Annotated in this window: 13 protein-coding genes; 9 read left to right on the top strand and 4 right to left on the bottom strand. The window is 63.6% G+C overall.

Translation table 11 applies throughout. The features are described from left to right. The first annotated feature begins 161 nt into the window (after positions 1–161). Positions 162–878: a prepilin-type N-terminal cleavage/methylation domain-containing protein gene (locus QZ656_RS05460; protein ID WP_291992440.1), complete on the top strand. Its 717-nt coding sequence runs from the start codon at positions 162–164 to the stop codon at positions 876–878. Between the two features lie 34 nt (positions 879–912). Here the strand turns inward: QZ656_RS05460 and QZ656_RS05455 are convergent, their stop codons facing one another. Next, a complete protein-coding gene (locus QZ656_RS05455; protein ID WP_291992439.1) occupies positions 913–2,880 on the bottom strand; it encodes a cation:proton antiporter in 1,968 nt (655 codons plus the stop codon). A gap of 249 nt (positions 2,881–3,129) precedes the next feature. On the opposite strand from QZ656_RS05455, the gene QZ656_RS05450 reads away from it, so the two are divergent. The 5 genes from QZ656_RS05450 to QZ656_RS05430 all read left to right on the top strand — a co-directional run bounded on the left by QZ656_RS05450 (position 3,130) and on the right by QZ656_RS05430 (position 6,983). After that, positions 3,130–4,113 (top strand): KpsF/GutQ family sugar-phosphate isomerase, encoded by a 984-nt coding sequence (locus QZ656_RS05450; protein WP_291992438.1) that lies wholly within the window; start codon positions 3,130–3,132, stop codon positions 4,111–4,113. 55 nt (positions 4,114–4,168) lie between these two features. Next, positions 4,169–4,762, top strand: coding sequence for an LPS export ABC transporter periplasmic protein LptC (lptC, locus tag QZ656_RS05445; RefSeq protein WP_291992437.1), 594 nt, complete (start codon positions 4,169–4,171; stop codon positions 4,760–4,762). After that, positions 4,759–5,364, top strand: a complete 606-nt coding sequence (gene lptA, locus QZ656_RS05440) for a lipopolysaccharide transport periplasmic protein LptA (protein ID WP_291992436.1) — start codon at positions 4,759–4,761, stop codon at positions 5,362–5,364. The genes lptC and lptA overlap by 4 nt, the downstream gene beginning before the upstream one ends. A 291-nt stretch (positions 5,365–5,655) precedes the next feature. Further along, complete coding sequence (locus QZ656_RS05435) at positions 5,656–6,207, top strand: phasin family protein (protein WP_291992435.1); 552 nt, start codon at positions 5,656–5,658, stop codon at positions 6,205–6,207. A gap of 230 nt (positions 6,208–6,437) precedes the next feature. Continuing rightward, positions 6,438–6,983 carry a phasin family protein gene (locus QZ656_RS05430; RefSeq protein WP_291992434.1) on the top strand — a complete coding sequence of 182 codons (546 nt, stop codon included), beginning with the start codon at positions 6,438–6,440 and terminating at the stop codon, positions 6,981–6,983. 90 nt (positions 6,984–7,073) lie between these two features. On the opposite strand, the gene QZ656_RS05425 is transcribed toward QZ656_RS05430, so the two are convergent. From QZ656_RS05425 to hrpA, 3 genes are read right to left on the bottom strand one after another with little or no spacing between them, the layout of a single operon-like run. Beyond that, a complete protein-coding gene (locus QZ656_RS05425) occupies positions 7,074–7,829 on the bottom strand; it encodes a molybdopterin-binding protein (RefSeq protein WP_291992433.1) in 756 nt (251 codons plus the stop codon). After that, entirely contained in the window at positions 7,826–8,578 is a 753-nt protein-coding gene (locus QZ656_RS05420; protein ID WP_291992432.1) for an EI24 domain-containing protein, read from the bottom strand. Before QZ656_RS05420 ends, QZ656_RS05425 begins: the two co-directional genes overlap by 4 nt. A gap of 32 nt (positions 8,579–8,610) precedes the next feature. After that, entirely contained in the window at positions 8,611–12,495 is a 3,885-nt protein-coding gene (gene hrpA / locus QZ656_RS05415) for an ATP-dependent RNA helicase HrpA (protein WP_291992431.1), read from the bottom strand. 385 nt (positions 12,496–12,880) lie between these two features. Between hrpA and QZ656_RS05410 the strand changes: the two genes are divergently transcribed. The 3 genes from QZ656_RS05410 to QZ656_RS05400 are packed head-to-tail and all read left to right on the top strand — an operon-like array spanning position 12,881 to position 15,924. Next, positions 12,881–14,281: a GntP family permease gene (locus tag QZ656_RS05410; protein ID WP_291992430.1), complete on the top strand. Its 1,401-nt coding sequence runs from the start codon at positions 12,881–12,883 to the stop codon at positions 14,279–14,281. Positions 14,282–14,292: 11 nt separating this feature from the next. Continuing rightward, the gene (locus QZ656_RS05405) at positions 14,293–15,108 is read left to right on the top strand and encodes a transporter substrate-binding domain-containing protein (RefSeq protein ID WP_291992429.1); all 816 of its coding nucleotides are present in this window, start codon (positions 14,293–14,295) and stop codon (positions 15,106–15,108) included. Between the two features lie 57 nt (positions 15,109–15,165). Next, positions 15,166–15,924 carry a GAF domain-containing protein gene (locus QZ656_RS05400; protein WP_291992428.1) on the top strand — a complete coding sequence of 253 codons (759 nt, stop codon included), beginning with the start codon at positions 15,166–15,168 and terminating at the stop codon, positions 15,922–15,924. Positions 15,925–15,983 lie beyond the last annotated feature (59 nt).

Genomic DNA, 15,983 nt, shown 5'->3' with positions numbered 1-15,983 from the left:
GCGCGCCGCCCTGGCGTCAGGGCTTTCGGCAGTCCGACTTTGGGCAGGAGTGTCGAAAAGCCGACAGTTTCGCCGGCGCTGACGGCCGAATCGGCTGATTTTGGCTGGCATGAAACATGCTTGGTACCCAATATCATTTTCGACACGGACTGGAGGAAGACATGAACCAGCTACCACAAAGACAGGCGGGTTTCACGCTGGTAGAGATTGCCATTGTACTCGTCATCATCGGCCTGCTGCTGGGCGGCGTGCTGAAGGGGCAGGAGCTGATCAATAGTGCCAAGGTCAAGAACATGATCGGCGACTTCCGTACCGTATCGAGTCTGGTCTATGGCTATCAGGATCGCTTCAAGGCTTTTCCGGGTGACCAGACGCAAGCGCAACTCGATCTGGCTTTCGGCGCCGCCGTTGCAGCGGCTTGCGCTCCCATCAACACCGCTGGCCAGTGCGCGCAGAACAACGGCCGAATTGATGGTGCGTGGAATGCCGGCGGCGCCGGTACCGGCGTGGTCACCGACGAAAGCTCGGTGTTCTGGCAGCACGCCCGATTGGCCAACCTGGCGACCGGCGCGACGGTGCTGGCCGACGTAAACTACCGGCCGCGCAATGCTGACGGCGGCTTCATCGGGATTGAGAGCGGTATCAGCGCTCTCGGTGCCGCGGCACCATTCATCGCCGGCATGCGCGGTTCGTTCTTCATCTGCTCGGCGGGCATCCTCGGCCGCTACGTCAGGCAAATTGACAGCAGCATGGACGACGGCAATACCGCGGGTGGCTCGGTGCAGGCGGTACTCGACGGTACCGCCCGCGGCGGCGCGGCGGTAGCGACAAACGCTATCGTCGATGGCAGCCAATATACGGTCTGCGCGGGCTACTGAGCACTCGCACGCGGCGAGGGCGCGCGTGCGCTGTTCAGCCCTGCAGGAGCCGCTCTTCGGCGGCGCTCAGGGCGCTTTGCTTGCCGAGTAGCACGACCACGTCGCCAACGACGAAGAGCGTTTCCGCCGACGGTTCGAGCGCGCGGATGTTGCGCCGCCGAACGGCCGTCACCTCGACACCAAGTTCTGGCATCGCCAGTTCGCCGAGCGTCCGGCCGATGGCGCGCGCGCCATCGACCAGCAGGACGGAGTGCAGGCGTTCTTCTTCGACGTCCAGCGTATCGGCTTCGGCGTCGCTCTCGCCGTGGAAGAAGCCGCGCAGCGTCCGATAGTGGCCGATTCGTGTCTGCCGGAAGTGCTCGATCACCTGCGCGTTCGGCACGCCGAGGTGGCGCAAGGCGTGCGAGGCCAGGGCCATGCTCGTTTCCAGCGTTTCCGGAACGACTTCGGCGGCACCCGCTCGCAACAGCGTGTCGAGATCCTTTTCGTCGAGCGTCCGCACGACGACCGGCAGGTCGGGTTTGATCTGGCGAATGTGTTCGAGGACGCGTTCGCTGGCGCGTGCGTCGGCAAAGGAGATGATCGCCACGCTGGCGCGCGCAATGCCGGCGGCGGCCAGCGTTTCGTGCCTCGTGGCGTCACCGTAGATGACGTTCTCGCCAGCCGCTGCTGCTTCACGGATGCGCTCGGGGTCAAGATCGAGCGCCAGGTAGGTGACGTCTTCCTGTTCCATGAAGCGCGCCAGATACTGACCCGTGCGGCCGTAACCGCAGATTACCACGTGCTTCTCGGTGTTCATCGTCTTGGCCGCCAACTGGGTCATCTGCATCGAGCGCATCAGCCATTCGCTGGCGGCGAAGCGCAGGACGAGCTGGTTGCTGTACTGGACGATCAGCGGCGCCAGCAGCATCGACAGGACCAGCGCCGCCAGCACCGCTTGCAGGACCGGCGACGGCAGCAGTTCGAAGCGGCGCATTTCGGCGAGCAGGACAAAACCGAACTCGCCGCCGGCACATAGCCACAGGCCGGTGCGCAGGGCGCCGCCAAAGGTCGAGCCGAACAGCCGCGAGAGGCCCAGGACCAGCGCCAGCTTGACGGCCAGCAGCGCCGCCAGGACGCCGAGCACCAGCGGCGCGTTGGCGACCACCAGCGGGACGTTGAGCATCATGCCGATGGTGACGAAAAACAGCCCCATCAGGACGTCGCGAAACGGTTTGATGTCCTCTTCGACGTGATGCCGGTATTGCGTCTCGGAGATCAGGATGCCGGCGACAAAAGCGCCCAGCGCCAGCGACAGGCCAGCGACCTCGGTGAGGTAGGCGAGGCCCAGGGTGATCAGCAGGACGTTGAGCATGAACAGCTCGGCCGACTTGCCCTTGGCAACGACGTCGAACCAGCGGCTCATCAGGCGCTGGCCGAAGAACAGCACCACCGACAAGACGACGACGGCCTTGAGAAGCGCCAGGCCCATCATCGTCGCCATCCGCTCGGGCGTTTCCGAAAACGACGGAATCAGGATCAACAGCGGCACGACGGCGATATCCTGGAAGAGCAGTACGCCCATCACCTCGCGGCCATGCGCCTTGTCGAGTTCAAGGCGCTCGGTCAGTAGCTTGGTCAGCACCGCCGTCGATGACATCGCCAGCGCGCCGCCGAGCGCCACCCCCTCCTGCCAGCTCAGCCCGAGCGCGGTGACAATGGCGGTGACCACGGCCAGCGTCAGCAACACCTGCAGCAGGCCGAGACCGAAGACGATGCGCTTCATGGCGTACAGCTTGGGTAGTGAAAACTCGAGCCCGATCGAGAACATCAGGAAAACGACGCCGAACTCGGCCAGATGCTGCGCGCCGGTCAAGCTGCCGATCAGGTCAAGCGCGTGCGGGCCAATGATCGCGCCGACCAGCAGATAGCCGAGTACCGGCGGTAGGTTGGCCGAGCGGAAAAAGATCACCGAGACGACCGAGGCGCCGAGCAGCATCACGATGGTTGGTAGCGTATCCATTTGTCCCTCATGTCGTTTCGTTGGCGACGTGTCGGTGATTCACGGATTGCCGCGAATCGCCCCGCTTCGGCGGGCCAATCGGCAGGCGCCCGGGAAGTGAGGGAAAATCTTGACGACAGCCCTCGGTGGGCGAGCCTCGATCGCTCTTCTCGGTTGCCGGCACCTTTTTGCCGCCGCCGCAGAGGCGGGGCACGGTCGGCGTGCCATGACCTTCTGTTATACTCGGCGGATGATAACCGCTGCCTGCCAATGAACCAAGTGAGGCCATCGTCGAAGGCGCTGGATCTGGCCCGGCAGGTGCTGCGCATCGAGGCCGACGCGGTGCTTGCATTGGCCGATCGCATCGACGGTTTGTTCTTGCAGGCTGTGGCGCTGATTCTCAACTGCCACGGTCGGGTTATCGTCAGTGGCATGGGCAAGTCCGGTCATGTCGGGCGCAAGATCGCCTCGACACTGTCAAGTACGGGCACGCCGGCCTATTTCGTTCATCCTGCCGAGGCCAGTCACGGTGACCTCGGGATGATCACCCGCGACGACGTCCTGATCGCCATTTCAAATTCCGGCGAAAGCGTCGAACTGCTGACCATCGTGCCGATCATCAAACGACTCGGCGCCAAGCTGATCAGCATGACCGGCAAAGCGCAGTCGTCGCTGGCCATCGAGTCGGACGTCCACCTCGACGCCGCGGTGGCGGTCGAAGCGTGTCCGCTCAATCTGGCGCCGACCGCCAGTACCACCGCCGTGCTGGCGCTCGGCGACGCGCTGGCGGTAGCACTGCTTGATTCGCGCGGTTTTGGCGCCGAGGATTTCGCCCGCTCGCACCCGGGAGGTACGCTCGGGCGCCGCTTGTTGACCCACGTTCGCGATGTCATGCGCGCCGGTGCTGCCCTGCCGGTGGTCGTTGCGGAGACCGGTCTGCCCGACGCCATCCTCGAGATCTCGCGCGGCGGTATCGGCATGACCTGTGTGGTGACGCCGGAGCGCCGCGTGATCGGCATCATCACCGATGGTGACTTGCGGCGCGCCTTCGCCAGGGGACTCGACCTGCGCAGACTGCGGGTGGCCGATGTCATGAGCCAGGCGCCGCGCTCGATTGCGCCCGAACGCCTGGCCGTCGAAGCGGTCGAGATGATGGAGCAGTACAAGATCAACCAGTTGCCGGTGCTTGACGAAAATGGCGTGCTGCTTGGCGCCCTGAACATGCACGACCTGTTCAGGGCCAAGGTCATCTGATGATCACGGTGGCTGGCCAACGGCGTCCGCGGGCCATCGGCCATCAAGGTCTGGCATGAAGCGCTGGAGCAGCGCGGCGCTGCCGATTTTCATCATGCTGGTTCTGGCGGCGCTGACTTTCTGGTTGCGCTACGCGACGGATATCTCGGAAAGCCGCGGCGACGGCAGTCGTCGTCACGATCCCGATTACATCGTCAGCGATGCGACGGTGCGCAGGATCGACCAGGGCGGAGCGCTGCAGTACACGCTGTACGCCGACGAGATTCGTCACTATCCCGATGACGACACCGTCGACCTGGTCAAGCCCAGGCTGGTTTATCTGAATCCGACCAAACCGACGGTAAGCATCAGTGCCTTGCAGGGACATCTGAGCGCCAAAGGTGAGCGCGTCGACCTCAAGGAAAACGTCGAGGTGCGCCGCGAGGCGACCGCAAACTACCCGCCGCTGCTTGTCGAGACTCCGGAATTGACCGTTCTTACCGATGTTGAAAAGGCGTTCACCGAGAGCCCGGTGGTGATCACGCAGGGGAACTCATGGATAAAAGGCGTCGGCATGCAGGTCGACCACAAGCTGCAGACTTATCTGCTGGAATCCCGGGTGACCGGAGAAATTGAAAGCCGTTCAGCCAAGAAAAAGCCCACGACATGAAAAAAACCCATTACTGCGCCTGCGCGAGCAGCCTCCTGCTGATGCTCGTGTCGATGCCGGCACAAGCCGAGCGCGCGGACCGCGAGAAACCCGTTCAGCTTGAAGCGGACCGGATGAGCATCGACGACATCAAGAAGGTCCAGGTCCTCGAAGGCAACGTGGTCCTGATTCAGGGTACCTTGCAGATTCTCACCAGCCACCTGGTAGTCACCCAGGACGCCGATGGATTTCAGAAAGGTACGGCGACCGGCGGCGCCGACGGCCTGGCCCGCTTCCGGCAGAAGCGCGAGGGACAAGACGACTTCATTGAGGGCGAGGCCGAGCGAATCGACTACGACGCGCGCGCCGAAAAGAGCGAATTCTTCAATCGCGCCTGGGTCAAGAGCGGCGGCGACGAAGTCAAGGGCCCGTATATTTCTTACGATGCGCTGAACGAAAAGTACCTGGTCACGACCGGCGCCGGTGCCACCAAGAGCGCCACCGGCGCCGCGCAGGCGCGCGTCAAGGCGATCATTCAGCCGCGCGGCAAGAACGACACGGCAGCGGCTGGAGAACCGCTGACGCTCAAGCCGGCGGCGGCCGCCAAGACCACCGCCAAGTGAAGCGACCGGCGCGTCGCCGGCCTGCTAGCGTGCCGCTGACCGTGCGGCGCAGCAGAAGTCGTCGATGCTTCCCGGCGAGTGCTTGGTTTATTCAGTTTAATTTCATATAAAACAATGCGGTAGTGGATATGTTGCGGCGCACCAAAAAATTCTTGACAAGCGCCGGCGGGGGGCTATAATACTGTCCATGGTGCAGTGCAACAAAAGGTCTGGCAGCCAACAGGCGCAGGGCCCCGGAGTTAAACATTGCACATGTTTGTTGTGCCCCCATCCATATTGAGGAGATTGACCATGTTTACCACGCCCGAACAATTCGCCGCTGCCAACAAAGCTTCGGTCGACGCCATGCTGACTCTTGCCAACACCGCTCTGGCCAGCGCCGAGCGCATCGCTGCGTTGAACCTGAATACCGCCCGTTCGATGCTCGAAGACGGCGTTGCCAACGCCAAGGCAATGCTCGGCGCCAAGAATGCGCAAGAGTTCTTCTCGGTGCAGGCGTCGTTGGCGCAGCCGAATGTCGAAAAGGCCGTTGCCTACACCCGTAGCGTCTATGAAATTTCGGCACAGTCGAAGGAAGAAGTTTCCAAGCTCCTCGAAGCGCAGTTCGCCGAGTTCCAGAAGAAGTCCTTCGGGCTGCTCGAGCAAGCCGCCAAGAACGCGCCGGTGGGTTCGGACGTTGCCGTTTCGGCCGTCAAGTCGGCTATCGCGTCGGCCACCTCGGCTTTTGACACCATGAATAAAGCGGCCAAACAGGTTGCCGATCTTGCCGAGTCAAACGTTGCCGCGGCGACCAACGCCACCGTCAAGGCTGTTGGTGCGACCGCTGCAGCGGTCAAGAAGTAAGCTTGCCCGCGTCTCTCAGGCTCGCCGCAACGGTTTCGCCAGCAAGCGTCTGAAGGGCTCCCGGTATGCTGCCGGGGCCTCTTCGGAGCGCCGCGAAGTGGCCAGCCGCCAACAGCCTGAACCGTAGTACCCCTGACGGGAGCAGACCGAGCGTGTCGCAGTGTTCACGCTTCCTCGAGTATCCGTCACGCGCTTAATGCGCTTCATTATTGCCATTTACGGAGGAATTTATGAACACCATCAATCTCGAACAACTCGCCGAGAGCCAAAAAGCCAACGCACAAGTCATGATGACGCTGGTTCGTACCGCTTTCCACGGCATGGAACAACTGTCCGCGCTCAATCTCGCCGCCAGCCGCGAACTCTTCAACTCCAGTGCCGGTGGCGCTCAGCAGCTGCTGGGCGTCAAGGATCCCAAGGAGTTGGCCAGTATGGCGGGCTCGCTGGCACAGCCGAACGTTGAGAAACTCATGGAGTACTCGCGCGGTCTGTACGATCTGTCGGCGAACATGCAGCGGGAAATCACTTCGGTGATGGAGCAGCAATACAGCGCCATGGCCAAGTCCGCTGGCGGCGTCGTTGGCAAGACCGCTGCGGCGCCGATCGCTGGCGACGTCTTTTCTGGCGCGATGAAGCAGATGATGAGTGCATCGACGACGGCCTTCGAGAACATCTCGCAGATGGCCAAGCAGATGACCGACATCGTCGACACCAACATCAAAGCGGTGTCCAACGCCACCTCGCAGGCCGCATCGGTTCTTTCGCCCAAGAAGTAAGCGCCGCACAAAGGCGCCGCAGGCGCTGAGCAGAACCCCGGCTGTGGTCGGGGTTTTTTTTGGTTTACCGCAGGTCGTCGATGGCGTGCTCTAGGGGCGCCAGCGCCAGCTGATGCCGCGCCGCTCGACCTCCTGGCGGATCCTGCCCATCGCTTCATCGACCAGTGCCGCCTCGCCTTCAACGCCGAGTTCGAGGTGCCGGCGCTGCCCGTCGTCGGCTATCGACGGCAGACTGAACAGTCGTAGCGTCGGAAAATCGCCGACGATTTCCTCCATCAGATCGAGTAGCGCGCTTTCGTAGCAGTTGGCTCCGGTCAACAGGAAGGCTTTTTCGACGCTCGGCTGGCGGTGAAAAAGATCGCCATAGAAGGTGTCGAGCGCCCATTCAACCATCGGGTGCGCCATCTGCGGGAAACCCGGTACGAAGTGATGGTCGCGTACGCGAAAGCCCGGAATACGGTTGAACGGGTTGGGAATGATGTCCACGCCGCGCGGGAAGGTGCCGAGCAGCAGGCGAACGGCGTTGGTCTGGTCGCCGAAACGGCCGCGAATCTCGCGTTCGGCGTCGGCATGCAAGACCAGGTCAACACCCAGCGCGGCGGCCGCCGCTTGCCGCGTCTGGTCGTCCGGCGTATTGCCGATACCGCCAAAACTGAAAACGACGTCGCCAGCGGCCAGGCTGCGCCGCAGGGTCGCGGCGATGCGCGCCGCGTCGTCGCCGAGGTATTCGACCCACGACAGGCGCAGGCCGCGCGCCGCCAGCAACTCGGCGATCTTGGCAAAGTGCTGGTCGCTGCGCTTTCCCGAGAGGAGCTCGTCACCGATGATGATTGCTCCGAAACTCATTTCACTTCCTCCAGCGCCGGCTGTTCGTTGATCACCGCCACCAGCGCTCCTTGCCGCAAGCGTCGCAAGGCCTCGAGGCAGAAGTGCGTAAACGCCAGGGCGGCCAGCGTCGGCGTCAGCAGGCCGAGGATCGGGATATGCGCCAGCAGCGCCAGGACGACACCGAGGAGCAGCAGCGGCAGGCCATGCTGGCGACGCAGCTCGCGCCATTCCTGCTCGGTGGCGTGCACGGTGAGCGCGTCGAAGGCAAAGGTCCGACGCGTCAACCAGGCCATCCACAGGATCGGCAGCAGCAGGCCAAGGCCCGGGATCAACCACAGCGGCAGCGTCAGCAGCCAGCCGATCAGGTACAGGACGACCGCGGCAATGCTGTTCCAGGCGCCCGCTGCGACGCTGTCCTTGCCGAGGCGTGCCAGTTCCGGGTAATCAGCCAGGGCGACGTGGTCGAGCAGCAGCGGCATTACGAAGATCGCCGCCAGCAGCATCGCCGTGACGAAGGCGGCGGCGAGAATCAGCAGCCAGCCGCCGAGTACGGCGCCGAGCTTGGCCAGCCACGCCACTCCCCAGCCGACCAGCCAGGTCAATGGCGGCTGCTCGATGAGGGCGCCGATCAGACTCTCAAGGGCGAACACCGTCAGCGCGATCCAGACCAGCAGGGCGACCACCGCCGGCCCGAAAAACAGCAGCCAGACGCGGCCGCGGCCCAGCGTCCGCAGGCTGCGCCCCATCGCCAGCACGATCTCAGTCATTGTTCCTCTCCTTGCCCAGCGTGGCCATGGCCTTACATGCCTTCCCACATCTTCTGCAGACGTTTGCTCGAAATCGGCGTCGGCGTGCGCAGCTCCTGCGCGAACAGGTGCACGCGCAGTTCTTCGAGTAACCAGCGAAACTGTTCGAGCTGCGCGTCGCCGACTCCCTGTTTGGCCAACACCGTGGCGCGTCGCTGATAGTTTGTCCACAGCGGCAGGTACTCGGCCAGCAAGCGGCTATCGCGCGCCGCGCCCTGGGCGCCGCCCGCTTTCAGTTTGTCGAGCCGCAGCGCGATCGCTTTCAGGTAGCGGGGGAAGTGCTGCAGACGCTCGAAGGGTGTTTCGGTGATGAAGTGCTTGCCGATCAGCCGTGCCAATTGTCCCTCGATATCGTGCACTGTGCTGCCCGAGCTCTTGCACGCCAGCAGTTTCTTGTGCAGCGCCAGCCAATCGTCGAGGATCTGCCCAAGCAGACGGCAAATTTCCTGTGCCAGCAAGCCCACCCGTGGTTTGGCCTCCAGGCAGCGCGCCGCGAAACTGGCGGCGTCGCTTGGCCACGGATCGCTCAGGCAGGCGCGTGCGAACGTCAGTTCGAGCAACTGCCGCCGCAGCTCGTCGAACGTTCCAAGCGCCATGAATTGCATCGCCATCTGGGTCAGCCCCGGTAGATTCTTCTCCAGGTATTTCTGCTGCTCGCGAAAGTGCAGCATGAACAGCCGCAGCAGACCCGCCGAATGCGACTGCAGCGCCTCACCGGGCGAATCGAAGACGCACACCGAGACGCTGTCGCCATCGTCGGCCAGCCCGGGGTAGCCGACCACCGTTTGGCCGTTACCGACATCGACTTCGATGATCTCTGCCAGCTCGCCAAAAGTCCAGTCGGTCAGTCCAGACAATTCGGCCGGCGTCTCGTGCAGCTCGGCGAACTCCTGCTTCGCTTCGCGCCCCCATTCGCTGCGCAGATCGCTGAGCTTGCGGCTGACGCCGAGCTGGCGCCCGTTCTCGTCGATCAGGCGGAAGTTGAAGTGCAGGTGTGCCGGTACAGCGTCGGGACGGAAAGCGTCGGGCGTGATCTCCCAACCGCGTGTATTGAGCCCGCGTGTATGCACGATGAATCCGATCAGCGCCATCACCAGCGGTTTGTCCACCGCCGGCACTTGCGCGACGAAGTCGGCGGCGAACTCCGGGACCGGCACCAGCTTGGCGCGGATCCGCTGCGGCAGCGTTTTCACCAGCTGCTGGACCTTTTCCTTGAGTAGCCCGGGTACCAGCCACTCGCAGCGCGCCGCTGGCAGCTGGTTGAGCTGCGCCAGTGGCAGCGTCAGCGTCACGCCATCGCGAGCGCTGCCGGGTTCGAAGTGATACGCCAGCTGGTAGTCGACGCCGCCCAGTTGCAGCTGATGTGGAAACGCCTCGCTGGTGATGCCTGCGGCCTCATGGCGCATCAGGTCTTCGCGCAGCAAATGCAGGAGGCGCGGCTGTTCGCGTTCGGCATCGCGCAGCCACTTGTCAAAACTGGCGCCGCTGTAGATGCCCTCGGGAATGATCTGGTCGTAGAAGGTGTAGATCAGCTCGTCGTCGACCAGCACGTCGGGCCGGCGCGATTTGTGTTCGAGCGTCTCGATATCGAGCGCCAGCTGTTGATTGTGGGTGAAGAAATCCCAGCGTCGCTGGAACTCGTCGCTGACCTCGCCTTCGACCAGTGCCTGCCGGATAAAGACTTCGCGTGCCGCCGGCGGGTTGAGCGGCCCGAAATTGACTCGCCGGCGCGGGTCGACGACGATGCCATAGAGCGTGATCCGCTCGAAGGCGATTGCCTGCATCGCCTTTTTCTCCCAGTGCGGGTCGAAGTAGCTGCGCTTGAGCAGGTGTGCGCCGACACGTTCCAGCCACTCGGGTTCGACGCGCGCCACGCAGCGCGCGAACAGCCTCGTTGTTTCGCTGATTTCGGCGGCGACGATCCACTTGCCGGCCTTCTTCTGCAGCGTCGACCCCGGATGGATCAGCAGCTTGATGCCGCGCGCGCCGAGGTAATACGCTGAATCTTCCGACTTGCAGCCAATGTTGCCGAGCAGCCCGGCGAGGAGCGCGCGGTGAATCGCGTCGTAAGTCGCCGGCAGCTGGTTCTCGCGCCATTGCTGCTCGGCGGCGAAGGCGTGCAGTTGCCCGTGGATGTCGCGCCACTCACGCATGCGCAGTGCTGACAGGAAGTTGGCGTGGCACGCCTCGACCAGCTTGCGCTGCGACTTGCGGTGCTCGACCTCGGCCTGATACCAGTCCCAGAGCTTCAGCCAAGAGAGGAATTCCGACTTTTCGTCGGCGAACTTGCGGTGCGCGGCGTCGGCGCTGCCCTGTCGCTCCTGCGGACGTTCGCGCGGGTCCTGCACGCTCAGCGCAGCGGCGATGACCAGCACCTCGCGCAGACAGCCTTCGTCGCGGGCGGCGACGATCATCCGCCCGAGGCGTGGATCCAGCGGCAGTTTCGCCAGCTCCTGGCCGATTGCTGTCAGCGCATGCTCGTCGTTAACCGCACCGAGTTCGAGCAGCAACTGGTAGCCGTCGCTGATCGCCTTCGCCGGCGGCGCTTCGAGGAAGGGAAAATCCTCGACGTCGCCGAGGCGCACGGCCTTCATGCGCAGGATGACGCCGGCCAGCGACGAGCGCAGGATCTCGGGTTCCGAATACGCCGGCCGCAAGCTGAAGTCCTGCTCGTCGTAGAGGCGGATGCAGACCCCGGCGGCGACGCGGCCGCAGCGTCCGGCGCGCTGGTTGGCCGACGCTTGCGCGATCTTCTCGATCTGCAGTTGCTCGACCTTGTTGCGGTACGAATAGCGTTTGACGCGCGCCAGCCCGGAATCGACGACGTAGCGGATACCCGGAACGGTCAGCGAGGTCTCGGCGACGTTGGTCGCCAGGACGATGCGGCGACCAACGTGCGGTTTGAAAATCCGCCCCTGCTCCTCGACCGACAGGCGCGCGAACAGTGGCAGGATTTCGGTATGCGGCGGGTGATGCTTGCGCAAGGCCTCGGCGGCCTCGCGGATCTCGCGTTCGCCGGGCAGAAAGACCAGCACGTCGCCCGGGCCGGCCCGATGCAGTTCGTCGCAGGCGTCGACGATCGCCTGATACAGATCACCCTCGTCGTCGCCGGCCTTGTCGTCTTCCTGGCTCTGTAGCGGTCGATAGCGCAACTCGACCGGATGTAGTCGTCCCGAGACCTCGATCACCGGCGCGTCGTCGAAGTGCTGCGAAAAACGTTCGGCGTCGATCGTCGCCGAAGTGATGATCAATTTCAGGTCGCGACGCTTGGGCAGCAGCTGCTTGAGGTAGCCGAGCAGAAAGTCGATATTCAGGCTGCGCTCGTGCGCCTCGTCGATGATCAGCGTGTCGTATTGTTCGAGCCAGGCGTCGCCTTGCGTCTCGGCCAGCAGGATGCCGTCGGTCATCAGCTTGACGAAGGCATCGGGCGAGGTGCGATCGCTGAAGCGGATCTTGTAACCCACCAGGCCGCCGACCTGGCTCTGCAATTCGTGCGCGATACGTGCGGCGGTGGACCGCGCGGCGATCCGCCGCGGTTGCGTGTGGCCGATCAGGCCGGCGCTGCCGCGCCCGATCTCGAGGCAGATCTTCGGGATCTGCGTGGTCTTGCCCGAGCCGGTTTCGCCGCAAACGATCAGCACCTGGTTGGCGGCGATCAGCTCGGCGATCTCGGCGCGTCGGCCATTGACCGGCAGCTCGTCGGCAAAGACCGGTTTTGGCAACCGCGCCCGCCGCGCCGCGACGGCCGCCTGCGAGCGTTCGCGCAAGCTGTCGCGCTCGGCCAGCCGGGCGTCGCGCTTGGCACCGAACAAATGCCGCAGATCGCGCGTCAGCGCGCGCAGACGACGCTGATCGACCGCCAGGCAGTCGGCAAACATGTCGCGCGGCGGGATTGGGTCAGGGGAGGGGGAAGGGGTCGTCTTTGGGGTCATCGGTCAGGAAAAACGGCTTGCCGGCAGTCGCCGGTCAGGCCCGTCGGGTGGTCAAGGCGCTGCACGTCCGCAACATCACCGAGCCGCCGGGTCGCGGTTGCTGGCGCGGCGCCATTCTACACCAGCACGCCGAGCGGCTTCGGCACTCGTCTGCGTTCGCGCGGCGGCAGCGACAGCGCGCCGGCGGCGGGTCTTGGACGCGGCGCCGGCGGCGATCGGATCGACGAAATTGCCAAAAGAATAATCGATTGACGGTTCGTGATAAACAGCGCGATACTCCGCGCGGCACTACGAAAGTGTCTGATTTCCATGTTAAAAGAAGGGGGTGCGCATGTTTGGTATTGTGGGGATTGTCCTCTCGCTGGTGCTGCTGATTGCTCTTGCCTATCGCGGCTGGAACGTGATCATCATCGCGCCGATCTGTGCCCTCGTCGGGCTGCTGTTCGGCGGACTCGACCCGCCGGTCATCGCCACCTATACGCAGGTCTTCATGCCCGCCCTGGGCAACTACCTGATCAAGTTCTTCCCGCTGTTCCTGTTGGGTGCCGTCTTTGGCAAGCTGATGGACGACTCCGGCTGCGCGCGGACCATCGCCCACAAGATCGTCGAGTGGACCGGCAAGGAACGCGCGATCATCGCCATCATCCTCGCCTGCGGCGTCCTCACCTATGGCGGCGTGTCGCTTTTTGTCGTCGCTTTCGCCGTCTTCCCGGTGGCCATTCAGATGTTCCGCGAGGGCAACCTGCCGAAACGACTGATCCCGGCGGCGATTGCCCTCGGCTCGTTCACCTTCACGATGTCGGCGCTGCCGGGTTCGCCAGCGATCCAGAACGCCATTCCGATGCCGTATTTCCATACCGACGCCTTCGCCGCGCCTGGTCTGGGAATTATCGCCGGGTTGCTGATGTTTGGTTGCGGCAGCGCCTGGCTGATGATGCGCGCCCGGCGCGCGCGCAATGCCGGAGAAGGCTACGGTGAAGACGATCGGCTGCCCGTCGCCGACGATCCGGCGCCGACACCGGCGGGGAACATGCCGTCGTTCGCCGTGGCCATCGTCCCGGTGGTGCTGGTCCTGGTCCTCAACTTCGTCTTCAGCAAGTACTTCATTCCGGCCATGGATACCGACTATCTGGCGTTGCCCAAATATGGCAAGACGACGGTATCGGCGGTCGGTGGCATCTGGGCGATCATTATGGCCATGCTGATCGCCTGCGCCGTGCTCATCGGCCTGACCTGGAAGCGTTTCAATAACGTCCGCCAGTCGCTGACCGATGGCGCGCTCGGTTCGATGCTGCCGATCCTCAACGTCGGTTCCGAGGTTGCCTATGGCGCGGTGATCGCCAGTCTGGCGTCGTTCCTGTTCATCAGGGACTGGCTGATGGCACTGACCGACAACCCGGTGATCGGCCTGGCGATCGTCGTCAACGTTCTCGCCGGTATCACCGGATCGGCGTCGGGTGGCATGAGTATCGCCCTGCAGGCGGTCGGTCAGACCTACCTCGAACTGGCGCAGGCGGCGGGTATCAACCCGCAGATCCTGCACCGAGTCGCGGCGCTCGCATCAGGCGGCCTCGACGCGCTGCCGCACAACGGCGCGGTGATCACGCTGCTGGCGATCTGCGGGCTGAACCACAAGCAGTCCTACTTCGACATCTTCATGGTCGCCGTCGCTTTTCCGCTGCTGTCGCTGATTCTGGTGATTGTTCTCGACGGCATGTTTGGTACTTTCTGAGGAGCAGGCCCGTGCGCATCCTTATCGTTTTCCTGGCCACGCTGCTGGCCTGGGCGCCGCGGCTGGGCGCACAAGAGCCGGCGAAGGAGTTGCGGCTGCTGGCCGCGGAGCTGCCGCCTTACACCTTCCAGATCCCGCCGGTCAGCGTGACCGAGACGCCTGGAGTCAAGCAGGGCTTTGTTTATGAGGTGGTGACCGAGATGGCCAAGCGCGTCGGCCACTCGGGTCTGATCGAGTTCATGCCCTGGGAAGCAGCGCAGCGAATTGCCCAGACACGGCCGAACATCGGCATCCTGGCTCTGACCCGCAGCCCCGAGCGAGAAGCCAAGTACAGCTGGCTGGCAAGGATCTACACCGACGATCTGGTCGTCGTTGGCGGCGCCGGCATCGACGTGTCCAGCCTTGACAAGGTCAAGGACCGGCCGATCGGCGTGCTCAGCAACTCTGGTGCCGAAGCGCTGCTCGAAGAGCGCGGATTCAAGCGGATTCGGCCGCTGCACGAGGAGTGGATGAACGCGCGCCTGATGCAGCAGCGCCGGATCGACGCCTGGCTGGCGCCGCGCCTGATGATCATCTACGGTATGCGCGAGGTCGGTGCCAACCTTGAGGCGCTCAACTTCGGTGAGATCGTGCGCAAGAGCGAGATCTACCTCGCCGGTTCGAAAGACCTGCCAGACGCCGAGGTGCAGAAATGGCAGAAGGCGCTTGCGGAGGTCAGGGCCGATGGCACGTATCAGCGCATCGCCGACCAATACAATCGCCTGAAGATCGAGCCGATACCTGATGACATGCGCCGGCGCTTCAGCCAACCGGTGTGGCAGCAGTGACCTCAATTCTCGTCGAGCGCCTATAATCCAGGTGCCGGGCAGCTCTCGGGAAAGATCATGGGTGAGAAGGAAAACGTACTGGTCAAGCTCCAGGACTTGGCCACCTGTCTCGATGAAGGTAGCTTCGACGACAACATGCGCCAGCTGGCAGCCATTTCGGCCAAGGTTCTCAACGCCGAAAACTGTTCGCTGATGCTGTTGGGCGACGACGAGCTGGGCACGCTGTGCCTGCGCGTCTGTGGCAGCTATGGCCCGCTACCGGCTGCCGCCTACAAGGAGTCGGCGCATAGCGGCGAAGGCATTGCCGGGCGCGTGGTCGCCACGGGTGCGTCTTTGCTGGTCGAGGACATCGCCCGCTCCGACTTTGCCGCGTGCGCACGCCGTCCCGATGATCCCCGCACGAGCTTGCTGTCGTCGCCGATCGGCATCAACGGCCGGATCGTCGGCGTGATCAATGTCAGCGGCCACGTCGGCGGGCGCAGCTTCAAAAGCAATGACCTGAATCTGCTCGAGGTCGTCGCGCTGTTTGTCGGCAAAGCGATTCAAGTCGTGCAACTGCAGAATATTCTGAAGTCGCGCTTCGCCCAGTTGGCGCTGATGCAGTTTGCCGAAAAGGATATCGCCAGCGCGCTGGCGAGTGCCGTCGACCACCCCGATCAAGTCGCCAGGATCCTGGCCAAGTCGTTCTACAAGGAAATGACCCGTGCCGGTTTCGGCTCGAGCCAGATCATCAACGCGGCGTCGGAAATCGTCGGGCAGCTGAGTGGTAGCCTGAGTCGCCACAGTAAACGCGCTGAACAGAACTCGTCCGATTAGGCCGTGCGCGAAGAACTGACGGCGCGCCACGCCAGGCGGCCGGCAAGCGCCGACGAGCG

Source organism: Candidatus Accumulibacter sp. ACC003 (genome assembly GCF_907163085.1).
In the GTDB taxonomy this organism is placed as follows: Bacteria; Pseudomonadota; Gammaproteobacteria; order Burkholderiales; family Rhodocyclaceae; genus Accumulibacter.
Note: the sequence above shows the minus strand (reverse complement) of the source record. Positions and strands in the feature narration are given on the sequence as shown.